Below are 26,832 nucleotides of genomic sequence, written 5' to 3'. Positions count from 1 at the left end.
CCAACAATGACAAATCTCATTTCAAGAAGAGAAAAACGCAGTTTTAGTAATGAATTTAAAAAACAGAGGGTAATGTTATACCAAAATGGCAAAAAACGAGCGGATATTGTCACCGAATACGACCTGACTAAATCCGCATTAGATAAGTGGATAAAGCAATATCAAACTATTGGTGAGTTTACAGCTCAAGCTAATCGTAGTACTCAAGAAAATGAGCTCATAACCCTACGTAAAGAGAATAAGCGATTGTTAATGGAGAATGACATCCTAAAGCAAGCGGCGTTGATAATAGAACGAAAATCAAATTAATCACCGAGAATCAACATCGATATAGCTTACGTGCGTTATGTCGATGTTTACAAGTGTCAAGAAATCGATTTTATTATCAACAACCATTAACCAGTAAAAAAACAGACAAAGAGCTTAGTAAAAAAGTGAAAGCGATATTTAACGATAACTATCAAGCCTATGGAACAAGGCGACTACAAGCAGAGCTTAGGGAGAAAAGCATACTATTATCCCGTCGCCGAATTGGTAGAATCATGCAAGAAAACGGATTAGTATCAAAATATACCTGTAAAAAATATTGTGCTAATACAGAACAAAGCAACAAATCAACAGTAAGTAATCAACTTAATCGTGAGTTTACCGTAGGCCAACAACGAAAAGTGTTAGTGACTGATTTAACTTATGTGAGAGTAAAACAACAATGGCATTACCTTTGTGTGATTATTGATGTAAGCAATCGAGAAATCGTGGGACGAAGTGCTGGAAAACATAAAAATGCTCAACTGGTTATGGATGCTATCAGCCAAATCCCTATTAACTTAAATTCAGTTGAGTTATTTCATTCAGATAGAGGAAAAGAATTTGATAATCATCTCCTTAATGAATGTTTAAAGGAATTTGGCATTGAGCGTTCATTAAGCCATAAGGGATGTCCTTATGATAATGCTGTTGCTGAAGCAACATTTAAAGCGGTGAAAACTGAATTTGTGTCAAACACGATTTTTGATTCACTTGAACAACTCAGGTTGCAATTTAATCACTATGTGGTTTGGTTTAATTACAATAGGCTTCATTCGTCTTTAAATTACCAGTCACCCATTGAATATAAAATGAATCTATGACCTTATCTTTTTGGTACTAAAAAGTGTGGACATACCAGGACATACCACACTGTAAATACTTTTTTACACGTGAGATTAATTTTTTGGATATTATCTGGAACAAGTCTTCATTGAGTTTTAGGGGAAGGAGATAATATGCCCTTCAATTATTTCCACGCTGTGCCCAAATAAAAAGGCTATTGTTTTTAGTTAACCGACAAACCAAATGAAAATAGCAACCCTAAAATTGATGCCTTTTTATCCTTAACACTGAAAGGTGAGGTATCTATATCAAATTCATATAACAGCTCGTTTTTTTTTAATAGAACAAAATTATTAGAAAATAGTATATCTATTAAATTAGTAAATGATTGATAAACATCATCATGGCAATCAATAACTTTATCATCATAAAGTAAAAAAGCATAAGTTGACACTAAGGACAAATATAAACACATTGATTTATTTAGATAATCAAATTCTAATGATATGCAAACATCATAATTTAAATCGGTATTATCTTTAACTTTAAATCTAAATAAAGAATAAATATCATTTATTACCTCTTTATATTTTAGTGAATTATATGTTTCCATCACGAAATGGAAATCTGGTTTTTTTAAATCATGATATGCATTTAGAATATCACATAAGATCCTTTCTTTTTTTTGTTTATACATTAATGTCAAAGCTCTCTTCTTGCAGGATGTCCATGTGCTTCGCCTTTAAAGTCGACATGAACCCTGATTTTAGTTTGGCTCCTTTATTAGGGCCCGTTCCAACATGACTACCAGTTTCCAAATCGTAGCTTACGCAGTTGATTTGGTATTGGATTTCCATATGCTAATGTATCACGTACTAATTTATCAACATTAGATTGACTATCAAATGCTGATGTTGGTTTCTCTTTTATTATATTGAGGAGACCTTGGAGTTGATGGTGCGCCTATCCGGCAGGGTGGTGGTGATGCGGTTGCCCAGTGGCTCGCACTCCATTGGTTAACGATTAGACAGTTACGTAACGTTAATATTCTGATATTTATTTTAATATGGCTATTAGTGGTAATAATTTATTATGCCCTTTTGGTTAGGAAAAGCTTATTTTTACAGCTGTGCTAATAACTTTTATTGTTTTGTTTTTTTAAAACTACCGTATTTTATATACCCATAATGACTCTTTTTTTGTTTTAAAAAAATTAGAGGAAGTAAAGTCAATATCATTCTTTTTTGCATATGAAAGTAATAGATCATAGGTAACCCTATCTCTAATTCGTTTTTTATTATATTGTTCTTTGTCTTCAAACCATAAAAGATCACCTTTTTCATAGAAAAGCCATTTATCTTCTTTCATTGCTCTAACTAAGCGGACAGTTTCTCCAGAATCGATAAAACTCATTTCTACTAAGGGGTAAGCTCCACTTAGTATTCTAAATGATAGATAGCTTGAATGGTTTGCTTCCGTTATACAATAGAGTAAGGAATCCCAACCATCAGATAAATTAGATACAAAGATTAGTTTATTATCATTCACACATGAATAATAAAAAGCGCCTACTGGTGGTAAAGCGCTGCCTTTTTGAACATTCAAATGTATTTCTTCAATTCGTTTTCTACTTTTTTGCGGTTCACACGACCAGTTTAATCCATTTTGAATAATGCTTTCAATCTCGGTGAGATTACTATTAACTATGGAAAACGCTAACACCTTATTAGTATCTTGAAAAGCCATTTAAAATATTTCCTAAATTATCAATTAATCAAAATGTATTTCTGGCATTAGGATCAAGTCTTAGAATTATATTTTTGATATCCAAAACTCCCCCTTTAATGTTGTATCCAATTAAATATTATAGTGTTTTAAATATTATAGTGTTTACCATCTAAATCAAATTGAATATCTGGCTTATTTTTACTAACTTCATTACCTTTTATATCTACTTGACGTTGATTTTTTCGGATGTTTTCAGCACTTTATTTTTTAGCATTCTAATTTAGTTTTTCTTTTTATATTCATCTAATTGATTAATTGCCACTTTGGCCGCATCTCTTATATCAATATTTTTAGATTGCAAAGATACTTGAAGTCCATTTCTTAATATTTCATCACTAAAAGCTGCGGCTATTTGTGTAACCCAATATCTAATACTGTCTGGTATTGTTATATCTTCAAGAACTTTTTGGATTTCTTTTTTTACATCAATATTACAGCATTGATAAAAGAAATCTTCTACCAACTGATATACGCCCCATCCATCACCTTCACCAAAAGATCTTAAAAATAACTCAATTGCTTTTCTATCTGGATTTTTAATAAAAAACTTTCGTACGTCATCATATTTGTTAATAATATCTTGAGTTAGATCTTTATCACAAGGCATGGGTTGATGTCTTAATAAGAAATTTAATGCGTCATCTTTAGTCATAGTTTTAATCATTCCAAGATTTTTGTTTTGCCTAATTATTTCACTTAATTGTCTGTTTATTACCTCACAACTATATTCAGCATTGTTTAATATTTTTTTAAGGTCACGAATATCTCTTGTTAAATATTCTCGATTGTTTAATCTTGAAATAATAGGCTTTCTATAAGCCCAAGTTAATTCATGAAGATATTTTGTTAAATCAATAGTTATTCCTTTTCTATGAGTTGTTGGGCTTACTGCATTTTGAACTACATGATGTGGAGTATGAGTTGGATTAAGTCCGCTTTTTATATTAGCTGCTCTAGATTTGCCATATGTTCCGATGTATAAATCTTGGACAGGTTTAGCTAATTTTGTGAATCAGAACCACATCCTGCGGATAATCCCCCCACGGATCAATCCAAGTCAACCCACTAAGCGCATAATGATACAGATTAAATCTAATCGTATCAGACTAGGTAAATCTATCTAATTCGCTGTTTGCATCGGTAAGTTCTTCTAAACAACCGTTCAGGTTGGTGTGGATGTTCATTACCCTTTTGGGTTCATTGCCTCGTTTATCTATCCGCGCCAGTGACTCATGAATATGACGATTTTTATATTAATTAACTATTCGGATATTTATCTAAATAACCCCTACTTGAGGGGTATTTTGTAAAAAAAGAAATTTTATTTTTATCAATAAATTCAATATCAAAAATTCTAGAACAACTGTTTTCTAAACCAATATCATAAGAATATAATTTTTCTTCAATCTCATCCAAAAGGGATATCGCCATATCATTAATAATCAAATTACATTCATTAATAAAAAAAGTTACTGCTTTCGGAAAATGAGATTCAATAATCACGCCTTCATAATAATGATCAAACTTTTCAATTTTTTTGTATTCTATAAGAGCATATCTCTGTTTATCTCTAAATGAAACAATATAGTCTTTCACCATTACCCTTTACATCCTTTGAAAATGCCCAATAGTTTACTTTTATAGCTTCTATTTATCGAGGATTGAAATCAAATCCGTACTCATTCTATAAATTTTAGTAGCATCAGAAAGTGGTAAGCTCTTTTCTAGACGGCGGGCAGTCCCCCCACACAATCCACCCAAATCAACTCATCTAAGCGCATACTGATACCGATTAATCACCCAGCAATCTAATCGGGTGTAGCTAGGTAAAGTAGCCTATATCCAGCTCATAGTACCTGAACGTATTGTAATGTAAGTCGGTTTTTCTGTCTAAATATTGTTCCTGATATCTGAGGTTTTGCTTTATTGATTGGTGTTCAATTTTCTGAACCCGTTTCCCCCATAACTGAAAGCTACATTCCCACTATATTTTACCGTTTTCGTCGGTCAACTCTTCCGGATAGCCATTCAGATATGAGGGGGGGTAAGACGCCATAGGCATCGTAGTTAAAGCCGAGTTTGCGTCAGGTAGCATCAATGCGGGTGTGCACCAGTCCGCAAGGGTCGCTCTGGTAGTGGATGCAGTGGCCGCGGGGTTGGTATAGGTCAGTAGCTGTTTAGTAGTATTAAATAATATATAACAAAACTTTTTATGTGATTATTGTACTAAGTATGGGATATTTACAATGTTTCATTCATTAGTGCACTATCAACATAGACAAGTGAGTTTTTAGTGGATCATATTCACCATCCTGCTAATTCTCCATCTTCATCTAATATGACTATTCCTGTCTGTTTTCTTAACCATGTAAATAAGGCCTTTAAATCTTTCTCAATACTTAGGGGATGAGCACTTATTTCAATAAAAATACGTTTATCTTCAAAAAAAAAGCGAACATCAAACGGCCAATTTCCTTTATTAGAAATAGATCCTATCCCTGATAAAAGATATGCGGAGTCATTTTTTTTAATATAAGTATTTAATGTTTTAATTTTATTTGCAATTTTATCTTTATGGTCTATATACCATTTTTCATCATTAAAAAATAATTGAAATTCTGCTGACATTATATTTTTTTATATCTCCATGATTTATGCCAGATAGACATAGCCGTAACGCTGGTTGCGATCTGTTTGTTCGTGCGTACTTAGCTCAGGCAGTGTTCGGCGTTGTTGTGCTGGATATGGCAGGTGGTTTTGATTACTTTAGTTTCGCTAACTAGAAATTATTTTTTATCCTTTTGTTGTGTCTCTTTTAAATAGAATTCTAAATATTTTTTAGGTCGTTCTTTGAATGCTCGGGTTTTGCCACATTCATAGGCTGCATTAAAATATTTATAAGCTTCATCATATTGGCCTAATTCATAATAAACCATGCCAAGATCAATATACGGGCCTGTATCAATATCAGAACTTGTCGCTGCCAGCTTAGAATGCGCCCAAATTTTGGCATTTTCATAGTCTTTTAAATTAAAATAAGTTGTATAAAAAGAGCCTGATAACCATAAACTGATCAATTCCCATTCTAATTTGGGTTCTGGTAGAAGCGCCCATGCTTTCTGATAATTTTGTAAAGCTGAAGAATAGTTTTTATTGACATTAAAAACGTTGCCGTCTTCTACAATAGATATGATATTTTGCTCTAAATCAGGATCTACATTCGAAAGTTCTTTCATACTTATCTCACTTTATTAAAAGTATTAAAAATAGGCTGATTTTTCAGCTTATCCAACAAAATATTCAGTTTTTATGTGGTTGCCCTCATTTTTTGTGTGACCGATTATGTGTAACGTATTCTAAGTCATAATTATTAGGCGCTCTTATAAAACCGCTAGTTGATTCTCGCCAAAATATTAGACAGTACTCGCTTCTATAAATATGTTATTAACGTAATACTGCTTTTTATATTGTTCAGGCGATATCTAACCATGAGTTAAATGTCAGCAAACTTGATTATAATCAGTTTCAATCTATTCAAATAGCTTTTTATTGGCTTCTTGCCGTATTTTGTCATCATGAATAATACGGTTTTTCACGTATGAAAAACTTTCGGTAATGGCATTATCCTAACAATTGCCTGCTCGGAGCATACTTTGGCTAAGTCCATGTTGTAACACTCACTGCTTAAAATTAGCACTGCAATATTTGGTTTTCTTGGTCACTGGTAATAATATCCCTTTAGGAAATCGACAACAAAATAAAGCATTTTTGAGCGAGTTACAAATTAAATACTTATTAATATACTTTATGTATTAGTCAGCACATCATAATAATAGGTTTGTAGCAAAAGGATTAATGTGATTATTTTTTATTATGCCATAAAATAAAAACTTTAATAAAATCAATTGCTTTTCTGACTGATTTTTATCATACTCAACTAACCTTTCTGTATGATACATCCTAGCCCTTGCCCCCTGATATCATGTACTAAGCTTGGTGCATCTAAACGGGCTTCATGTTGCCAATAAAGTGCTTTGATATTCTCAAATAGCTCATTTAATTTGGTTCATGCTTTAGCCAAACAGAATAACCCGATACGCTAACTTTTAACTGACGGCAGATTAGCGGTAATGGGTATGGTAACAGATGTTGCTTCATATATTAGCACTTCTATTGGTACCTCGCCGACTTGTGCACTAAATTTTTTGATACATAATGTGTTCTCCTATAATTGTTAGTTATATCATAAAGGTGACATTTGTCCGTTTTTTGGGCGAGGATCACATGATAGAAAACAATCATTAATGTTGGACAAATTGTTGAGAACTGTTCATTGATAATGACAATAGGTAACAACGATGCACCCGATTATTATCGTTGTGAAAGCAGTGATGGTTCAACATATCGAAAAGATAGGGCTGGTAATATTATAAAATAAGGTCGATGTACATGAGTATTTTAGTCTGTATGAGTTATTATTTTTTATCTATTATTGGATTTTTTATTCGGTATTATTTTTCGGGATATATTGCAACGGTCTATACTAATGATAAAACGTTAAATCGTAAACGACATTGGGCTCTTTTAATTCTTATTTTGTATATTTATTTCATCGATTTTCTCGTTCGACCGAAACGCTATAAAAAAAGAAAAAAATGGAACTAACATTATAATTATTTTACAAAATAACAAAAAATTATATTAAATCGATTCGCGATTAAAAGTATTCCGTTAAAGTTTAGTCTTTTTAATTAAAGATATTATTGTTTATAAATTGAATGTTTATTTTAAGTTATATCTCTCTATGTTATGCTAGCGTTAATATTTGAGCACAGGATATTCCTTTATGATAAAAGATCCCTTTTATGCCCGCGAAGCCGAAAAGTACGATTCCCCCATTGCCAGCCGTGAACTTATTTTAGATTACCTTAAACAAGAAGCGAAACCCGCAAGTCTAGAAAAAATTGCCCAAGCGGTAGCAATTAAAAACGAAGAACAAAAAATAGCGTTACATCGTCGCTTACGGGCAATGGAGCGTGACGGTCAAGTGGTATTTACTCGACGTAAATGTTATGCGCTGCCTGAAAAATTAGATATGGTCAAAGGTAGCGTGATTGCACACCGTGATGGTTTTGGTTTTTTACGAGTAGAAGGCAACCCTGAAGACTATTTTTTATCACCAGAACAGATGAAAAAAGTGTTACAAGGCGATGTGATTTTAGCACAGCCAATGGGAACACAATATCGCGGTAAAATGGAAGCTCGTGTAGTGCGGATTTTAGAGCCACGCAATAATCAAATTGTCGGGCGATATTTTATCGAACAAGGTGTGGGCTTTGTTGTTCCTGATGACAGCCGTTTAAACTTCGATATTTTAATTGCAGGTAAACCCAATCGTACTGTTCGAATGGGAACCGTGGTTGTCGTTGAGTTACAAAAGCGTCCAGAACGCCATCAAAAAGCTGTTGGTATCATAAAAGAAGTGCTTGGTGAAATAATGGGTACCAATTTAGCTATTGATATTGCCTTGCGTAATCACGAAATTCCTTACGAACTACCTAAAACAGTCGAAAAAGAGGTAAGTAAATTTACTGAACACGTACCAGAAAGCGCTAAAAAAGGGCGAAAGGATTTGCGCCAATTGCCTTTAGTTACTATTGATGGCGAAGATGCACGTGATTTTGATGATGCCGTTTATTGTCAAAAAAATCGTGGTGGTGGCTATCGTTTATGGGTTGCCATTGCCGATGTCAGTTATTATGTCAGATTAGGCAAAGCGTTGGATAAAGAGGCCTGCTTGCGTGGTACATCGGTTTATTTTCCATCACGAGTTGTACCGATGTTGCCAGAACAGCTATCAAATGGGCTGTGTTCGTTAAATCCACAAGTTGATCGTTTATGTTTAGTTTGCGAAATGACCGTATCAAATAAAGGACGTTTAACAGGGTATGAGTTTTACGAAGCCGTGATGAATTCACATGCTCGATTAACTTATACTAAAGTGGCTAAAATTTTAGACGGTGATGAGCAATTGCGTGAGCATTACCACGAATTGGTACCGCATCTTGAGAACCTTTATGGCTTATATCAGGTGCTCGATAAAGCCCGTATCACTCGCGGTGCGATAGGTTTTGAGTCTGAAGAGCCGAAATTTGTTTTTAACGCCGATAAGCGCATCGAAAGTATCGAAATTGCTCAGCGAAATGTGGCACATAAAATCATTGAAGAGTGTATGATTTTAGCTAATGTTTCGGCAGCAAAACTGGTGATTAATGCTCAAGTACCTTCATTATTTCGAGTGCATGACAGACCAGATGAAGACAGAATAAATAACTTGCGTAGCATTCTAAGTGAACTTGGATTATCACTTGGTGGCGGGGTTAGCCCAAAACCTAAAGATATTGCCGAATTAATGGCGATAGTTGAAACTCGCCCAGATCATGACATGTTGCAAACGGTAATTTTACGCTCTATGAAGCAAGCTATTTATGATCCAGAAAACCGTGGTCATTTTGGTTTAGCACTTGAAGAATATGCACATTTTACCTCGCCAATTCGTCGTTATCCTGATTTATTATTACACCGAACGATTAAATGGGTTTTAGCTGACAAACAGCATAAAACCAGTAAAACTGGCGGGTATTGTTATACCACAAATGAAATGCTCTATTTCGGTGAACATTGTTCAATGACTGAACGTCGTGCTGACGAAGCGGTGCGTGATGTGGTCGATTGGCTTAAATGTGATTATATGCAAGATCATGTTGGCGAAGTATTTAATGGTACCATTTCAAGTGTCGTTAATTTTGGTTTCTTTGTTCGATTAGATGAATTGTTCATTGACGGCTTAGTGCATGTTTCGTCGTTAGAAAACGACTATTATCTTTTTGATGCTGCACATAATCGCTTAATTGGCGAAAATACCCGTTTTGCTTATCGCTTAGGCGATAAAGTGCAAGTTAAAGTCGATAATGTTAATCCTGAAGAACGTAAAATTGATTTTTCTTTAGTTGGCAGTAATAATAAGCCAAAACGCCAAGGCAAGACTGCCAAGGATAAATCAAAACAAGTAAAAACCGATCAGAAAGTTGATTTGCCTGTTAAACGAAAAAGCAAAAAATCAACCAATAAAAATAGTGCAAAACCGCTTACTAAAAAAGTTAAAGATAAAAGCAAAAGTAAAAGCAAAAAACGAAGTAAACCAAAATCAAGTAATAAAACAAAATCAGTTAATAAAATAAAAGAGTAGAACATAAATGAGTGAAACAGTTTACGGCTTGCACGCAATTGAAGCATTATTAGCTCGCTCGCCAGAAAGAATTATTGAAGTATTTATTATTAAAGGCCGAGAAGACAAACGTCTTATCGCTATTGTACGTCAATTAGAGCAACTAGGTTTGCCTGTTAAAGTTGCTCAACGTCAATGGTTAGATGAAAAAGCGAAAAATGGAGTACATCAAGGTATTTTGGCTATGGTTAAGCCTAATCGAGGTTATCAAGAAAATGATATTCCTCTACTTATGGAACGGCAGCCAAATCCTGTTATTTTAATTTTAGATGGCGTAACCGATCCACATAATTTAGGTGCTTGCATTCGAACGGCTGATGCGGCGGGTGTGGATTTTATTATTGTTCCTAAAGATCGCTCAGCACCACTCAACTCAACAGCTCAAAAAGTGGCGTGTGGCGCGGCAGAAAGTGTACCTGTGGTTAGAGTGACCAATTTGGCACGCACCATGCGAATGTTGCAAGACGAATATCAAGTTTGGATTGTTGGGACTGCTGGTGAAGCTAATAAAACACTTTATCAAACAAATTTTTATAAAACATCAAAAACAATTTCACTTGCGTTAGTTATGGGAGCTGAAGGTGAAGGTATGCGCCGTTTAACTAAAGAACACTGTGATGAATTAGTTAGCATTCCAATGGCGGGGATTGTCTCATCACTCAATGTCTCTGTTGCAACGGGGGTTTGTTTATTTGAAATTGTTCGCCAAAAAATAGATACCAAAATGTAAACTGAATAGCCTTAACTATAGTAGTTCAAATTTAATCAGACAAGCGCTAATAATTCATTAGCTTCGATTTTAGCAAATTGAGGGTTAACGAATAAAATAAATACTATAGTTAATGGCGTTGATAAAAACTAACAGTTAGTGCAATGTAAATTATTTCAATTAAAACATTAAGTAATGCTACATAGCTAAAACCTCTTTTTAAAATACATATAATATTCCTGCTTATTTGATTGCTTTATTATCTCCTGTTAAAGTGATAATAAGAGATAAGCTTGAAACAAGTCGAAAACTGTATTTTAAAGGCAATTAAGTATATAATGTTACACAAACTCAACTAATCTCTATCAAAATATATTTTTATGAAACCTTCAATTATCAATAAGTTAGAAACACTACAAGAGCGTTATGAAGAGGTTCAAGCATTATTATCTGATCCTTCAGTTATAGCAGATCAAAATCGCTTTCGTACGCTATCTAAAGAATACTCACAATTAACTGCGGTGGTTAAGTGTTTTTCCGATTGGCAGCAAACCCAAGAAGATATCGAAACGGCTAAAATGATGTTATCAGATCCTGAAATGAGCGAAATGGCACAAGAGGAATTAAACGAAGCACTAAGCCAAGTTGAAGAGCAAGAAAAGCAATTACAAGTGTTATTATTACCTAAAGATCCTAATGACGATTATAACTGTTTTGTTGAAGTTAGAGCGGGAACAGGTGGTGATGAAGCCGCTATTTTTGCTGGTGACTTAGCCCGAATGTATACACGATATGCTGAATCACGCAATTGGCGCGTTGAAATTATGAGTGCGAGTGATGGTGAGCACGGTGGTTATAAAGAAGTCATTATGTTAGTCAGTGGTGATGGAGTTTATGGCAATTTGAAATTTGAATCAGGTGGTCACCGAGTTCAACGCGTGCCAGAAACTGAATCACAAGGGCGCATTCATACTTCTGCTTGTACTGTTGCTGTTTTACCAGAAGTTCCCGAGGCTGAAATGCCAGAAATCAACCCTGCTGATTTAAAAATTGATACCTATCGTTCATCTGGGGCTGGTGGTCAGCATGTTAACACGACGGATTCAGCGATTCGTATTACGCACCTTCCAACGGGTATTGTTGTTGAATGTCAAGATGAGCGCTCACAGCATAAAAATAGAGCTAAAGCAATGTCTGTATTGGCTGCACGAATTCAAGATGCCGAACTGCGCAAACGCCAACAAGAAGAAGCCTCAACAAGGCGTAATCTATTAGGCTCAGGTGATCGTTCTGATAGAATTAGAACATACAATTATCCTCAAGGACGTGTTACGGATCATCGTATTAACCTAACACTTTACCGATTGGATGAAGTCATGGCAGGAAAATTAGAGATGCTAATCGATCCAATTGTACAGGAATATCAAGCAGATCAACTAGCCGCTTTATCGGAACAAGATGAATGACCTATTTACAATGGCTTAAAAGTGCATCTCAAACTTTAACTGATAGTGAAAGCCCAAAGCGTGATGCTGAAATTTTGCTAAGTTTTGTTACGCACAAAACACGCACATTTTTAATGGCATTTAGTGAAACATTGCTCACTGATGATGAGCTGATTGCTTTATCTGAATGTTTACAACGTAGGCAAAATGGTGAGCCTATTGCTTATATTACTGGCGAAAAAGAATTTTGGTCTTTAAAGTTTAATGTCTCTAACGCTACATTAATCCCTAGACCGGATACTGAAAAATTAGTTGAATTAGGTTTAGAGTATCTACCTAAAGTGCCATGCGAAGTGTTGGATCTCGGTACGGGTACTGGTGCAATAGTTATCGCCATGGCAACTGAGCGTCAAGACTGTTTATTTACCGCAATTGAAAAAAATAAAGATGCGTTGATTTTAGCGCAACAAAATGCAACCCAAATAGGGGTCAACAATGTTTATTTTTTACAAGGTGACTGGTATAAGCCAATAAAAAACCGAAAATTTTCAATGATTATCAGTAATCCACCTTATATTGAACCAACAGATATTCATCTAGCACAAGGCGATGTCCGTTACGAGCCAAGAAGTGCATTAGTTTCAGAAGATGACGGTTTAGCCGATATTAAACTCATTGTTTATGGCGCAACTAAACATTTAAATCAATATGGCTGGTTACTGATAGAACATGGTTGGAAACAGGGTGAGGCAGTACAAACTATATTTAAACAACACGGATTTCAATTAGTCGAAACCTTTGCTGACTATAGCGGTAATGATAGAGTTACCCTTGGTCGCTGGTTTAAACCCTAACTAGGAATATGTTATGATGCAACAAAAAAAAGTAAATGTTGGTGATATTACTGTCGCCAATGACCTACCATTTGTATTATTTGGTGGTATGAATGTGCTCGAATCTCGTGATTTAGCAATGAAAATCTGTGAACATTATGTTTCTATCACTAATAAACTAAATATCCCTTATATTTTTAAAGCTTCATTTGATAAAGCTAATCGCTCTTCTGTTCATTCATATCGTGGGCCAGGTTTAGAAGAAGGGCTTAAAATTTTCCAAGAACTTAAACAACAATTTGGCGTTAAAATTATTACTGATGTACATACCGAAGCACAATGCCAACCAGTCGCTGATGTAGTTGATGTTATTCAATTACCCGCTTTTTTAGCAAGACAAACCGATCTTGTTGTTGCAATGGCTAAAACTGGTGCGGTAATTAATGTTAAAAAGCCACAATTTGTCAGCCCAGGTCAAATGGGTAATATTGTTGAAAAGTTTGAAGAAGCTGGTAATAACCAAATAATTCTTTGTGATCGTGGTAGTTGTTTTGGCTATGACAACTTAGTGGTTGATATGCTTGGTTTTAACATTATGAAAAAAGCAAGCAAAGGCTCTCCTGTTATTTTTGATGTTACTCATGCTCTACAATGCCGTGATCCAATGGGCGCAGCATCAGGTGGGCGTCGTGGTCAAGTAACCGAGCTTGCGCGCTCAGGTATGGCAGTTGGCATTGCTGGACTATTTTTAGAATCACACCCAGATCCAAGCCATGCCAAATGCGATGGTCCATCTGCGTTACCATTAGCAAAACTTGAGCCTTTCTTAAAGCAAATGAAAGCCATTGATGAGTTAGTCAAAAGTTTTGAAGAAATTGATACTGAAAATTAAGTTAAGATGATTTTTCAATAATTTATAATCAATAGTATTGATTGTGAATTAAATTTTATTTTTTTATGTAGTAAAAAGAGAAATTTTAGGAGTTTCTCTTTTTTTATTTCATCCTTTTTCTTTTCTACGTCTACGCCATTTATCACTTTTACCACCACTTTTTATAATCTAAAATTTATATCATTATTTGTCATTTTGTAAATACCCCAAACTTAGTACACAACTCACGTAGAAAATTAAGCTACCCATTTTAACGTTTTATATTCGAGCAGTGTCATGTTATTTAACGCCTGATGTGGTCTTTCGGCGTTATAAATGGTTAGCCATTCTTCGGTTACCTTTCTTGCTTGTTCTAGATTATTAAATAGATATAAATCGAGTACCTCAGTACGATAGTTACAATTTGTTAAAACGATGTGCGTTGTTTTTATTTTTTAGAATAAAAAAAGTTGTGATTTTTCTCTAAAAATTCACATTAAAAATGTATTTTTTGGTGATTTTGATCACGATTTTAGATTGTTTAATTTGCTAGATAAAATATGTTTATGCATTATAAAAACGCATATTCACAAACAAGTTATCAATTGAATGAGTTAGATCTTGATGAATTTAATTGTTAATTAAACAGAATAATTATAGGAATAACATATGATTATCTATAATGCACAAATAATACCATGTCGATTTAATTTTTTAACTAAACTAATTTTATCCTTATCTGTTTTAACAAGTACAATTCCCGTTTATGCATCTAATGCTAATCAATTTATTGATGATTCTTCATTAACAGGTAATGTCTTTTTTTGGAGTCGAGATCGAGAACGTAAAGATATTGATGAGCATAAGTACGAGAAAAATTTAAGACACACCTCATTTAACGCTAATTTAGATTTTAGATCAGGTTATATCGCAGATAAGTTTGCTATTGAACTTGGCGGTTATGGCGCATGGGAAGTGAGTAATGGTGGAAATGGGCATCCCAATGAAATAGGATTCAGTGGGGCTAATACTCGTTGGGACGAGAATTGGAAAAAAGATGTTAGTGGGCTGAGCTTTTATAAAGCACAGGCAAATTTTAAAATTGATGAGTTATTCTGGATAAAAACGGGTTATATTCAACCTTCTGGGCAAACTTTGCTGGCTCCTCATTGGAGCTTATTACCAGGTACTTATCGTGGATTTGAACTGGGTTCAACAATTGATTTTGATACTTCTGGCGTGTTATCCATGTCGTATATGTGGGCTGATAAATATAAAGCACCATGGTATAAAAAGCTTTATGAGTTTCGTCAGTGGGGAGCAGGTAAAAAAATTGACTTTTTGCATTCTGCGGGTTTGAAGTACGATTTTAAAAATGATTTAGTATTAGAAAGCGCATTTGGGCAGGCACAAAATTATATGAACCAATTTTTTGGCAAAGCCTCTTATAAAACAAATCTACTGGATAATCCTCTCACTCTTAGCTATCAATTTTATGGCGCCAAAGATCAATCACATAAAGGCAAAGATGTTTACGATGGTTTAGCTTGGTTACAAGCAGCAACATTGGGTTATCAAGTAGGGCCAGTTAATTTTCGACTTGAAGGTGTAACAGTTAAAGCGGAAGGCGAACAAGGCTTTTTTTTACAACGTATGACACCTGATTATGCCTCATCAAATGGCCGTTTAGATATATGGTGGAATTCTCGTTCAGACTTTAATGCTAATGGCGAAAAGGCCGTATTTGCCGAAGTCACTTACGATTTAAGTGATGTATCTAATTATTTCGCCGGTTGGAAAACGGGTGCTTCTTATGCTTATGGTTGGGATGCAAAGCCAAATTCTACAGCAAAAAATCAAAAACAACGCTTAATTGAATCTGCTTATAATTTTGATCTAAGTTATAGCATACAAAATGGTTTAGCAAAAGATACTTCATTCCAACTACACTATACCAAATATAATAATCACTCAAATAGTATACCAAGCTGGGGAGGAGGATACGGCAATATCTTCCAAGATGAGCGTGATATCAAGTTTATTGTGACTATTCCATTCACTGTATTTAATGCTAAACAAAAATAGGTAAAATTTTATGAAAAAGATTAAAACAGCAATATTAGCCACTTCAATCGCCTCTTTGTTAAATGTTTGTGCCGTTCAAGCTGTTTCAGCTTCTCAACAAATTGTTGATGTGATGAGTTCACAACTCAATGTTCAATATGAGGTAATCGATAATCAAGCAGGGGCACATGGTGTAAATTGCTCGGCTTTAGGTGCCGATTGGGCTGCTTGTAACAAAATGATGATTTCACTAAAGAATAATGGCCCAGAAATTAAAGATAAAGATTGGGCTATTTATTTTAATAATATTCGCATGATTTTAGCAATAAACAATGATCAGTTTAAAATTACTCATATTACAGGCGATCTTCATAAAATTGAACCAACAGAAAAATTCACATCGATTCCTGCTAATTCCACGATTAATATTCCCATTATTGGCGAATATTGGGTTGTGAGTGAAAGCGATGCAATGCCTCGTTGGTATGTGACATCAAGTAATGCTAAACCCAAAATAATTGCTAATACAAATACAGATTCCGATGACTTATCGGCATTTGTAGCTCCAATTACACAGCAGTGGAAAAGGACCGCCGACGATCACAATACAATAATGAATCCAGTTAACCGTTTTCAATATAACTCGGATATTAAAACATTATCGGCTGAATCGCTACGTGGGCAAATTTTACCAACACCAACTAAAATCACATTAAATAAACAAGATATATCTATTGGTCAGCAAGGCGTTAATTTAATTCTTGATGGTTTAAATCAAGACAGTTTAGCTATTTTAAAGGCAGAATTTAACGCACTAAATATTCCTGTAACGGAAAATGGATACAAGATAAAAGCAATCATTGATCCTAAACAATTCAAGCAAGGTCAATTAGAAGCGTATCAATTAGATATTAAAAATGATGAAACGCTAATATCAGCTTATGACCAAAGAGGGATATTTTATGCTGTGCAATCTATTTTATCGTTGATTCCTGTAAACGATATCAAAACCATTCCATCACTTAATGCTTTTGATTCGCCACGGTTTGCCTATCGAGGCATTATGCTCGATATTGGTCGTAATTTTAAAACTAAAGAATCAATCATGCGCTTATTAGATCAAATGGCAAAATATAAAATGAATAAATTTCATTTTCATTTAAGTGATGATGAGGGATGGCGTATTGAAATTCCTGGATTACCCGAGCTAACTGAAATCGGCAGTAAACGTTGTCATGATCTTAATGAACAGCAATGCTTATTGCCACAACTCGGTTCCGGCCCTGAAAACAATACCACGGGATCTGGTTTTTTAAGCCGTCAAGATTATATTGATATTGTTAAATATGCTAAAGCTCGTTTTATCGAGGTTATACCAGAAATTGACATGCCAGCTCATGCACGGGCTGCCATTGTGTCTATGGAGGCACGTTATAAACGTTTAATGGCAGAAGGAAAAGAAGCACAAGCCAATGAGTTTCGACTAGTTGATCCAACCGATACGTCAAATACCACAACAGTACAATTTTATAACCGTTTAAGCTATTTAAATCCTTGTCTTGATTCATCGAAACGTTTCGTAAATAAAATTATTGATGAGATCGCAAAAATGCATGTTGAGGCCGATCAACCGCTTAGTACTTGGCATTTTGGTGGCGATGAAGCAAAAAATATTCGCTTAGGCGCTGGGTATCAAGATATAAAAGCCAAAGATAAAACGGAGGCTAAAGGCACAATAGATCAAAGTCAAGAAGATTACCCGTGGGCTAAATCACAAGCTTGCCAAACAATGGTAAATAATGGCATTGTTAACGATATTGAACACCTTCCTAGTTATTTTGCTCAAGAAGTTAGCTCAATAATTAAAAATCATGGTATAAATCATATGCAAGCTTGGCAAGATGGCATGAAGCACGCGACTAATGCAAAATCGTTTGCAGTAGATAAAGTTACGGTCAATTTTTGGGATACATTATATTGGGGTGGTTTTGACTCTGTGAACGAGTGGGCAAATAAAGGCTATCAAGTCATAATATCTAACCCTGATTATGTTTATTTAGATATGCCTTATGAAGTCAACCCAAAAGAAAGTGGTTATTATTGGGCTACGCGTTTTAATGATGAAAGAAAGATGTTTAGCTTTGCGCCAAATAATTTACCACAAAATGCAGAAACATCTGTTGATCGCGATGGTAACCCATTTACAGCTAAAGGTACAATGAATTGGTCTGGTGCTTATGGGCTATCTGCTCAGATTTGGACTGAAGATATTCGTACCGATAAAAAAATGGAATACATGGCTTTTCCCCGTTTGTTAGCCGTAGCTGAACGAGCTTGGCATCAAGCTGATTGGGAAATTGACTACCAAAAAGATCGTGAATTTTCTCAAACAACCACGCATTATGTTAATCAACAAAAATTACTGAATGATTGGACTCGATTTGCAAATTTAGTTGGGCAACGCGAGTTGCAAAAACTTGATTTAGCCAATATCAATTATCGCTTGCCTATACCGGGTGCTAAAATTGAAAATAATAAATTAATAGCAAATATTGTTTTTCCTGGCTTAACTATTGAATATTCAACCAACCAAGGAAAACAATGGCACCGTTATAATGAGCCAGTTAATATTAAAAAGGGTGAAACCGTTTGTGTGCGAAGTGTATCGCCAAATCAAAAAAGAACGAGTCGTATAGAGGAAGTAAAATAAGTTATGCTAATCTAATCAACTACTGTTATCCGTTGTTTGATGGATAACAGTAGGTATTTAAAAAGATATGGATAATGTTTAGTGCACGGTTTCCATCAACTCAGCATCATCAAAATCGTCATCGCTGCCATCTTCAAAATACGTGCCCCAGCCATCATAATTGACGCCAAACTGGGCGGTAAGGTTGATTATTTCAGCAATTTGCGCATTGATTAATTCAGCATTAAGCGGGCTTTCGGCAATAATATCAAAACCAATAACAACGTTGCCTGCATCATCTACATCTTCATCAGGATCGGTTGCCTCATAACCCAATTTATAGGCTTCTACTGCTACTTTTTCTAATTTATCAAAATCTTGCGATGAAACATGGTGTTCAATAATATAAAGCGCATGAGGATCGCTACCATCTTCTAATAGTTCTTCAATAATAGCGTTAGTATCTTGCTGAGCAAGAATAATTTGATCTTTCATAATATACCTTTTCGTGGTCATGCAATTTGTGTGGTATATTACACGTTTCAAAATAATTTTCGAGAAAAAAGTGATTGTTGATTTACATTCTCATACCACTGCATCAGATGGTGTTTTAACGCCAAGCCAACTTATCAAAAGAGCGGTGGATAATCAAATCGCTCTTTTGGCTATTACTGATCATGATACCGTTAAAGGTTTACCTGAAGCGCAAAAAGTGATTGCTAATGAAAATTTACCCGTTAAATTAGTGTGTGGCGTTGAAATATCAACAGCGTGGAAAAACAGCGAAATTCATATTGTAGGGTTGAATATTGATATTGAAAATCCACAGTTATTGGCATTACTATCTTCACAAGAACAAGGACGCATTAATCGAGCGTTAGCTATAAGTGATAAACTAGCTAAAGTCAGTATAGAAAATGCTTATCAACAAGCACAACATTTTGCTAAAGGTGATATTGTTTCACGTGCCCATTTTGCAAGATTTTTAGTCGCTAACGGTTATGTTAAGGATATCAAAAGGGCATTTAAAAAGTATTTGGGCAAAGGAGGGTATGCTTATGTGCCAGCAACATGGTGCTGCATTGCTGATGCGGTTAATGCTATTCAAGCCGCAGGCGGACAAGCGGTACTTGCTCACCCAAGTCGTTACGATCTAACCTTAACTAAATTGAAGCTATTAGTCAGTGAGTTTAAAGTTTGTGGTGGTGTGGCAATTGAAGTTTCGCAAAGCCGGCAAACGCAAGATGATTTAACTCGATTAGCTAAATTAGCCAATGAATTTGACCTGTTGGCATCGCAAGGATCGGATTTTCATGGCGTTGATACCTATTTAGATTTAGGTAAAACAACACCATTGCCTGGTAGCGTTACACCAATTTGGCATAATTGGTAACGCTAATAATAATGGGTTAAAAAGGTTTGATATTTACGTTCCATCAAATACTTGATGGTATCATCTTCAACATTAAAATTATATTGATATAGAACAATTATGAGCCAAACTTTTTATATTCACCCTGATAACCCCCAAAAACGACTATTAGAGCAAGTTGTTAATATATTAAATGATGGCGGCGTTATCGCTTTTCCAACTGATTCGGGTTATTCACTAGGGTGCTTGCTTGATAATAAACAAGGTGTTGATCGTATTTGTCAAATTCGCCAGCTTGATAAGCGTCATCATTTTACGTTAATGTGCAGTGACCTTTCTGAACTGTCTTGTTATGCTTATGTGGATAATACCACTTTTCGGTTATTAAAAAATAATACACCAGGAAAATATGTCTTTATTTTACAAGCTAGCAAAGAAGTACCACGTCGATTATTGAATGAAAAGCGTAAAACAATAGGATTACGAATTCCAGATGATAAAATTGATTTAGCACTACTTGAATTATTAGGGCAGCCATTAATGACCACCACGCTGATTTTACCTAATGATGATCAGGCACAATCAGATCCCGACGAGATAGAAGATAAAATAGGCCATCAGCTCGATGCAATTGTACATGGCGGTTATATTAGCCAACAACCAACCAGTGTAATTGACTTAACTAATGACTATCCCGAAATTATTCGTAAAGGAAGTGGTGACACTAAACCATTTGAATAAGCAACCATTTTTTATTGCCGATATTTCGACAATAGTGTGAATAGATAAAATGATACCTGAGAAGGTAACAGCGAGGATAATATGAAACATAGCAGATCTACATTTTCACAAGTTAGTAAAAAAAATAATAAAATCAATAATAAAGATGAACAATCCAATAAAAAAACGAAAGCGTTTTGCCCAGCAACCGTAGCTCGTAAAAATTTGCCACCTGATAATACTGAAAAACTACAAAAGGTATTAGCTAATTTAGGAAATGGATCGCGTCGTGAAATTGAGGCAATGATTGCAGCAGGTAAAATTAGTGTGGATGGTAAAATTGCTACATTAGGCGATCGCGTTGATGTTAATGCTAATCCTAAAATACGTATTAATGGACATCTGGTTCAGCTTAGAAGTAAAGAAAAAGAAGTTTGTCGTGTCCTTGCTTATTATAAACCAGAAGGTGAAATCTGTTCTCGTAACGATCCACAGGGGCGAGCAACGGTTTTTGAACGGTTACCTCGCTTAAAAAATGCTCGCTGGATTAATATTGGTAGACTTGATATCAATACTTCTGGCTTACTATTATTTACCACTGATGGTGAACTGGCTAATCGCTTAATGCATCCACGGCATGAAATTGAGCGTGAGTATGCTGTTCGCGTATTTGGTAATGTGACTGATCAACAGATTAACCAACTTCGTAAAGGGGTACAACTCGAAGATGGCCCTGCTTCATTTCAATCAATTAAAGCACAAGGTGGTGATGGACTTAACCAATGGTTTAATGTGGTTATCACTGAAGGTCGCAATCGAGAAGTTCGCAGAATGTGGGAAGCTATTGAAGTACAAGTTAGCCGATTGCTGCGTATTCGTTATGGCAATATCACTTTACCTAAAGGGCTGTCACGTGGAACGTGGATGGAATTAGGCATAGACTCTGTGAATTATCTACGTGAACTTGTTGGATTACCGCCAGAAGCCCAAAGCTTTACAACAGGATCATCGTCAGACAAACGTATAATAAGACCTAAGCGGGCTAAATTGACCAATTTGTCTAGAGCATCCCACGCGCCTCGCCAAGCGACAGCTAAAAAGCCAACTAGAAAATAACATGTTATAACTCTCAATAAAGTTCATTTTATTGAGAGTATTGTCTGATCACTTTATCTTACCTTTTATATTCTCTAAAAATAAGTATATTGATATTTTTTGAATAGAGACTATTTTTGTTCGCTTTTTTAGCAAAAATGGTTAATAAATTGTTTAAAATTTTCTATACACTAATTTGCACTAATTAATCGCAGATCAATTAGTTAAAAATAATAAAATGATTTTACCTGCAATGAATTGATAATTTAATTAAATCTATTTAAAGGAAATATTATGCGGATAGCCATAACAATTTTTTTTCTTTTTCTTTTATCTGCTTGTCATGCTCGAACGGCTGATCAAGCATATAAAGAAGGAAAGTATTTGGAAAGTATCAGTTTATTAACTGCCAGTATTGATGAAAAAGGTCAAGCAAAATTTGATAAAGGTAGAGCTGAAAAGTTACGCACTATAGTAAGTAATGTTATGGCTCATTATGAGGCGGATTTGGCTCACACAGCAAATACAGATTATCAACATCGTATTAACGCTTATCAAAGTTTACTTAAAATGAAAATGATGTTGAGCGATCGTTTTTATAGCCAAACTGTCAGCTTTTTTAATGATAAATACGATATCAAAAAGTTAGAAGAAACAATTGCTAAACAATATTATGATTATGGTAACTCTATAACTGGAACCGACAGCGAAAGTTACAGAAAAAGAGCTGATTTATATCAAAAAGGATTTGAGCAATATAACTATAAAAATATTGAAAACTTATATAAAAATGCAAAAACAAAATATATGCAACTTGCAGCTAAAGATTATTATAATCAAGGCAAAATGTTAGAGCAGCAAGGTAACTATAAAGCTGCAGCAGAGGCATTTAATAATGCTTCAGAGGTATACCAACCACTTGGGAAATACAAAGATAGTGGCAAGCTTGCTGTCGATAATGATCGAAAACATTGTGCACAAGAAGCAGAAAAATATTACCAGCAGGCACAACAACTCGCAAATACCGCAACGCACCGTTACGAATTTCGCGAAGTAGCCAAATACTATGCCTGGGCCGCTTCAGCTTACAGACAATACGGCGCTTATCGTGATGCAACTTTTCAATCTGACAAATATACTAACAAAGGAATAGTTAGAATTTATTATAATTCTACAGAATTACGCTCTTATGTAAGAGATATTTTGCGTAAAGATTTTATTCAATTTGTTATTTACAATCCGAGTGAAGCTGATGTTATCATGCGTATAAAAAGTAATGTTGAATTTTCAGACCTTGGACAATCAGTTAACAATCAAACTAAAACTGAAAAAGTATTTGATAAATTTATTGAAATGGTTGACGATAACGGTAATAAAAATCAAGTCAAAACCTACAAAGATCAGCAATATAATTTACAAACGGTGACCCACAGCAATAAATTAACATTGACTACTGAAATTGAAGCTCATGGTGCGTATAGTTACAGCCGATCTTTTAATATTGAGCAGACATCTGCAAAATATGATTATATTTATTCTGGTAACGTGCCATCAAATTTACATAATTACAGTGAAGGCACTTTACAAAGTAGAGAAAGATTGCTTGAACTAGCTCAAAAACAACAATTAAACGAAGTAAAATTAAGGCTAGAAGACATTATTAGAGATCTTTCATATCTATAGTTAATGTTGATCTGTATTTAAAATTCAGAGTATTCAATATGTTGTGTCAGTTTATTTTTATTTAATCTGACACGCCTTACATGAAAAGGGTTATCTCTGAGTTTAACATTGCACTTCGTGTTTTAATCCAAGTGTTTTAAAATAAATTAACAAGTTTAAGGAATATTTATTATGAAAAGAAGAAAAAAAAGATGACGAGATCCTTGCACATATGCACTTAATGATTGAAAAGGCAAAGTAAAAAATTTGAATCAGTAAAAAATATTTTGAATCTTATGACAGCAATATTAGATTTATTGATGGCATAGATACATGGTTTGATCGGATAAATATGGAAAAACAAAAAATTCTGAGTATGTATGCGCTGGGTATGAGTTATAAAGACATCAGCCAGAATATTGTATTTATCTAAAAACGAATGAATTAATTTTTGGTTATCTGTTTTGACCGATTTGCAAAACAGAGTATTAAATGACATATTAATTTATCATTTCTTGATGAGTTAATGAATTAATGCATAGCATACTTGTAAACCTTATTTTTGGAATAATACAATGGATATAAATGAAATATTAGAACAACATAGGATTTATCTTAATAGCTTTGGCAAAACTGGTAAAATAGCTAATTTGAAAGGTGCCGATTTGAGACGTGCTAATTTGCATGGTACTAATTTACGGGGGGCTGATTTGAGCGATACCGATTTGAGGTGTTCTGATTTACGCAATATTGATTGGGCTAATGTTAATTTATGTGGCGCGAATTTGCAGAATGCCGATTTGCGATCTGTTGATTTGTATAATGCTGATTTAAGTTGTTCTAATTTGAATAATGCTAATTTGTTTAAAGCTAATTTTGGTGACACTAATTTACGTAATGCTGATTTGCGTGGAGCTAATCTATGTTATACGGATTTGCGTGATGTTGATTTACGTGGGGCGGATTTGCATAATATTGATTTGAGCAACACGGATTTGCGTAATACTGATCTACCGGAATAGACATTCATAATCATAGGTAAAAAAATATTTGTTGGTTAAGTCGTAAAACTTTGTTGTTTAGGAAGAAGATTTAAGCACCAAATCGTTTGAAGCCAGTTAGTCATAATAGTGAATTGCTCAATCATTAATTTTTGGGATGATAAAATGGATATTAACAAAATTTTAGAACAAAACAAAATCTTCTTTGATAGTGGTGGGAGAATAGGCAAAAGAGCTAATTTATGTGAAGCTGATTTAAACAGTCTTAATTTACGTGGTGCGACTTTGTGTGGCGCTGATTTGCGTGGTGCCGACTTAAGTCACGCTAAACTAATTAATGCTGATTTGCGCAATGCCGATTTACGTCATGCAAATTTGTATCGCTCTGATTTAAGTAGCGCTAATTTGTCTGATGCGGATTTACGTGGTACAAATTTATATGGTGCTAATTTGAGGGGGGCCAATTTGCGAAATGCTGATTTGCGCGATGCTAATTTACGTGAAGCTAATTTGCATGATGTGGATTTACGTAGTTCTCATTTGAGTGGAGCTGATCTGTATTGTGTTGATTTGAGTACTGTTAATTTGCGTAATACTGATTTACGCGGCGTTGATTTGAGCAGTGCTGAATTACCCGAATCAACATTCATAATCGTAGGTGAAAAATATTTTATATCAATTAGTCATGGTGAATATGTTCAAGTTGGTTGTCAACTACATACAATAGCTAAGTGGCGCCAATTTACGAAACAAGAAATAGCTAACTTGGGAGGGGATTCAATATTAGAATTTCACCATAGACTGATGAAAATCATTGATTTTTATTGTAAAGATGGTGAATGTATAGAATAATAAAACACAAATTTTTATTTTTGCAGGGCTATATAAACAACTTTTGCACCAAACCCTGCATGATATATTTGAATGTTATTTTAATTAACATGTGTAAAATATATTTGTTTCATCTTAATCTCATAGTTACGTAAAGAATATTACAAATCATCTGATAAAATAGGTGCTAAATTAGTGTAGCCTATCTCAATCCACTTTATTACTTACTCAAGCCCAAGCACCATTCTTCCATTTTTTGTCGCTACATTAATCACATTATCTAAATCAGTATAGCGGCATCCTGTTACTAACAGCTTAAGCTCTTCCCACATATTTCCCGTTGAAAATGGCAACATATAATCGCTCACATTATCGGTACCAATAGCAACAGGGATCCCCGCTGTTGCAAGTTCATCCACGGGTGTTAATGAGTTACGAGTAGGGCCTTGTTCTTCACGGCGAGGGCTATCAATCCAAGCAAAAGGACAAGCAATCACCATCATTTTTGCTTCTTTCATTTTTTTGTAGAGCTTTTGGCGGTATTCTAAACTATGAGCTGTAATCGAAATACTATGAATGGCAACAACTCTCCCATGCATGCCATGCTCAAGAGTTTTATCGGTAAGTTGCTCGGTTTCTATTTCATCTTGTGAATTAAACTGATCAACATGCACATGCACCATTTTGCCGAGTGATTTGCCTGTTTGCATTAACACATCAAGATGCTTAAGTCCCATATCTTTGCCATGATCACGCTCATCACGGCGAGGTAAACCACCAATAATATCAACTAAATCAGCGCCTTTATCAAACCAATAACGAGCATTTTTATCAATAACGCCTTTTAAAGTTTGATTGACTAGTTTTATAATGATGTCATTTTTATAAGTTTCTCGTGCTCTTAAAGCGCCTTTAATTGCTCGTTCTTCCGCAATCGGATCGATATCAACAAAAGATCCCATCGCACTCACACCTTGCTCAATCATTCGTTCAACAGCCATACTAAAATGACGATAGTAATCATCTTCGCTCATTGCTGCTTTCACTTTATCAAGGGTGTCCCATTTTTCAATCAAAGTCTGCTTTTGATAAACATCAAAGCTATCAACCGAGATGGTAAAAGCTCGATCAGCATGCATATGAGCATTAACCCATCCGCCATTTTGCTTAATTTTATTCATTAAATAGGCTTTTAAACTTTGGTCTCTTGTGGTTAACAACATTTTTTTATGCTCAATCATAATTAGCCTCTATAATTCAATTGTTTTAAATAGGAGTGAAATAATTGTATGGAATAGGTAAAAAAAATCCCCCAAAAAGGAGGATAATATGTAATACCAATAAATTGAGTGATTAAAATGATTGATTTACT

At 34.7% G+C, this 26,832-nt stretch carries 23 protein-coding genes and 1 pseudogene; 14 read left to right on the top strand and 10 right to left on the bottom strand.

Annotation, left to right across the window (positions count from 1 at the left end; genetic code table 11):
* Window positions 1-18 precede the first annotated feature (18 nt).
* Window positions 19-1,130, top strand: a protein-coding gene (locus tag A9G47_RS05725) for an IS3 family transposase (RefSeq protein WP_141674822.1) whose coding sequence is annotated in 2 segments (ribosomal slippage) — window positions 19-268 and window positions 268-1,130 — 1,113 coding nt in all. Because the reading frame shifts where the segments join, the coding sequence is not laid out codon by codon here.
* 185 nt (window positions 1,131-1,315) lie between these two features.
* On the opposite strand, the gene A9G47_RS05720 is transcribed toward A9G47_RS05725, so the two are convergent.
* From A9G47_RS05720 to A9G47_RS05695, 7 genes and pseudogenes are all read right to left on the bottom strand, one after another.
* The gene (locus tag A9G47_RS05720) at window positions 1,316-1,789 is read right to left on the bottom strand and encodes a hypothetical protein (RefSeq protein ID WP_065642399.1); all 474 of its coding nucleotides are present in this window, start codon (window positions 1,787-1,789) and stop codon (window positions 1,316-1,318) included.
* 467 nt (window positions 1,790-2,256) lie between these two features.
* Entirely contained in the window at window positions 2,257-2,838 is a 582-nt protein-coding gene (locus A9G47_RS05715) for a hypothetical protein (protein ID WP_065642398.1), read from the bottom strand.
* A 262-nt stretch (window positions 2,839-3,100) separates the two neighbouring features.
* The gene (locus A9G47_RS05710) at window positions 3,101-3,487 is read right to left on the bottom strand and encodes a hypothetical protein (RefSeq protein ID WP_081297890.1); all 387 of its coding nucleotides are present in this window, start codon (window positions 3,485-3,487) and stop codon (window positions 3,101-3,103) included.
* A gap of 650 nt (window positions 3,488-4,137) precedes the next feature.
* Window positions 4,138-4,479, bottom strand: coding sequence for a hypothetical protein (locus tag A9G47_RS05705; RefSeq protein ID WP_065566434.1), 342 nt, complete (start codon window positions 4,477-4,479; stop codon window positions 4,138-4,140).
* A 223-nt stretch (window positions 4,480-4,702) separates the two neighbouring features.
* Window positions 4,703-4,837 (bottom strand): annotated as a pseudogene (locus A9G47_RS14945) (RHS repeat-associated core domain-containing protein); the annotation flags it as partial.
* A 347-nt stretch (window positions 4,838-5,184) separates the two neighbouring features.
* Window positions 5,185-5,508 carry a hypothetical protein gene (locus A9G47_RS05700; RefSeq protein WP_081303542.1) on the bottom strand — a complete coding sequence of 108 codons (324 nt, stop codon included), beginning with the start codon at window positions 5,506-5,508 and terminating at the stop codon, window positions 5,185-5,187.
* 158 nt (window positions 5,509-5,666) lie between these two features.
* Complete coding sequence (locus A9G47_RS05695) at window positions 5,667-6,116, bottom strand: tetratricopeptide repeat protein (RefSeq protein ID WP_065580426.1); 450 nt, start codon at window positions 6,114-6,116, stop codon at window positions 5,667-5,669.
* A 1,610-nt stretch (window positions 6,117-7,726) separates the two neighbouring features.
* On the opposite strand from A9G47_RS05695, the gene rnr reads away from it, so the two are divergent.
* The 5 genes from rnr (at window position 7,727) to kdsA (ending at window position 14,047) form a co-directional block, all read left to right on the top strand.
* Window positions 7,727-10,129, top strand: a complete 2,403-nt coding sequence (rnr, locus tag A9G47_RS05690) for a ribonuclease R (protein WP_065642396.1) — start codon at window positions 7,727-7,729, stop codon at window positions 10,127-10,129.
* A 7-nt stretch (window positions 10,130-10,136) separates the two neighbouring features.
* On the top strand, window positions 10,137-10,898 hold the full coding sequence (gene rlmB, locus A9G47_RS05685; RefSeq protein ID WP_065580427.1) for a 23S rRNA (guanosine(2251)-2'-O)-methyltransferase RlmB: 762 nt from the start codon (window positions 10,137-10,139) through the stop codon (window positions 10,896-10,898).
* Between the two features lie 359 nt (window positions 10,899-11,257).
* Complete coding sequence (gene prfA / locus A9G47_RS05680) at window positions 11,258-12,343, top strand: peptide chain release factor 1 (protein ID WP_065566429.1); 1,086 nt, start codon at window positions 11,258-11,260, stop codon at window positions 12,341-12,343.
* A complete protein-coding gene (prmC, locus tag A9G47_RS05675; RefSeq protein ID WP_065566428.1) occupies window positions 12,340-13,176 on the top strand; it encodes a peptide chain release factor N(5)-glutamine methyltransferase in 837 nt (278 codons plus the stop codon). Before prfA ends, prmC begins: the two co-directional genes overlap by 4 nt.
* A gap of 16 nt (window positions 13,177-13,192) precedes the next feature.
* Window positions 13,193-14,047: a 3-deoxy-8-phosphooctulonate synthase gene (kdsA, locus tag A9G47_RS05670; RefSeq protein WP_065580430.1), complete on the top strand. Its 855-nt coding sequence runs from the start codon at window positions 13,193-13,195 to the stop codon at window positions 14,045-14,047.
* 236 nt (window positions 14,048-14,283) lie between these two features.
* Here kdsA and A9G47_RS14940 read toward each other — a convergent pair whose 3' ends face one another.
* Window positions 14,284-14,463, bottom strand: a complete 180-nt coding sequence (locus A9G47_RS14940; RefSeq protein ID WP_442903235.1) for an integrase core domain-containing protein — start codon at window positions 14,461-14,463, stop codon at window positions 14,284-14,286.
* A gap of 235 nt (window positions 14,464-14,698) precedes the next feature.
* On the opposite strand from A9G47_RS14940, the gene A9G47_RS05665 reads away from it, so the two are divergent.
* Entirely contained in the window at window positions 14,699-16,111 is a 1,413-nt protein-coding gene (locus A9G47_RS05665; protein WP_442903234.1) for an OprD family outer membrane porin, read from the top strand.
* A gap of 10 nt (window positions 16,112-16,121) precedes the next feature.
* A complete protein-coding gene (locus tag A9G47_RS05660; protein WP_065642394.1) occupies window positions 16,122-18,800 on the top strand; it encodes a beta-N-acetylhexosaminidase in 2,679 nt (892 codons plus the stop codon).
* A 78-nt stretch (window positions 18,801-18,878) separates the two neighbouring features.
* Here the strand turns inward: A9G47_RS05660 and rraB are convergent, their stop codons facing one another.
* Complete coding sequence (gene rraB, locus A9G47_RS05655; protein WP_065566757.1) at window positions 18,879-19,274, bottom strand: ribonuclease E inhibitor RraB; 396 nt, start codon at window positions 19,272-19,274, stop codon at window positions 18,879-18,881.
* A gap of 70 nt (window positions 19,275-19,344) precedes the next feature.
* On the opposite strand from rraB, the gene rnm reads away from it, so the two are divergent.
* From rnm to A9G47_RS05625, 6 genes are all read left to right on the top strand, one after another.
* On the top strand, window positions 19,345-20,172 hold the full coding sequence (gene rnm, locus A9G47_RS05650) for an RNase RNM (RefSeq protein WP_218057097.1): 828 nt from the start codon (window positions 19,345-19,347) through the stop codon (window positions 20,170-20,172).
* 99 nt (window positions 20,173-20,271) lie between these two features.
* Window positions 20,272-20,892 carry an L-threonylcarbamoyladenylate synthase gene (locus A9G47_RS05645; protein WP_065566756.1) on the top strand — a complete coding sequence of 207 codons (621 nt, stop codon included), beginning with the start codon at window positions 20,272-20,274 and terminating at the stop codon, window positions 20,890-20,892.
* 81 nt (window positions 20,893-20,973) lie between these two features.
* The gene (gene rluB / locus A9G47_RS05640) at window positions 20,974-21,987 is read left to right on the top strand and encodes a 23S rRNA pseudouridine(2605) synthase RluB (protein ID WP_081303540.1); all 1,014 of its coding nucleotides are present in this window, start codon (window positions 20,974-20,976) and stop codon (window positions 21,985-21,987) included.
* Window positions 21,988-22,260: 273 nt separating this feature from the next.
* Window positions 22,261-23,649 carry a hypothetical protein gene (locus A9G47_RS05635; RefSeq protein ID WP_065579660.1) on the top strand — a complete coding sequence of 463 codons (1,389 nt, stop codon included), beginning with the start codon at window positions 22,261-22,263 and terminating at the stop codon, window positions 23,647-23,649.
* Between the two features lie 554 nt (window positions 23,650-24,203).
* On the top strand, window positions 24,204-24,650 hold the full coding sequence (locus A9G47_RS05630; protein ID WP_065642393.1) for a pentapeptide repeat-containing protein: 447 nt from the start codon (window positions 24,204-24,206) through the stop codon (window positions 24,648-24,650).
* Window positions 24,651-24,794: 144 nt separating this feature from the next.
* Window positions 24,795-25,481 carry a pentapeptide repeat-containing protein gene (locus A9G47_RS05625; RefSeq protein WP_081303539.1) on the top strand — a complete coding sequence of 229 codons (687 nt, stop codon included), beginning with the start codon at window positions 24,795-24,797 and terminating at the stop codon, window positions 25,479-25,481.
* A 203-nt stretch (window positions 25,482-25,684) separates the two neighbouring features.
* Here the strand turns inward: A9G47_RS05625 and A9G47_RS05620 are convergent, their stop codons facing one another.
* A complete protein-coding gene (locus tag A9G47_RS05620; RefSeq protein ID WP_218057096.1) occupies window positions 25,685-26,701 on the bottom strand; it encodes an amidohydrolase family protein in 1,017 nt (338 codons plus the stop codon).
* Window positions 26,702-26,832: the final 131 nt, after the last annotated feature.

Origin of the sequence: Gilliamella sp. WF3-4 (assembly GCF_001690275.1) — a bacterium.
Lineage (GTDB): Bacteria > Pseudomonadota > Gammaproteobacteria > Enterobacterales > Orbaceae > Gilliamella > Gilliamella apicola_C.
This window is presented reverse-complemented; position numbering and strand designations above follow the sequence as displayed.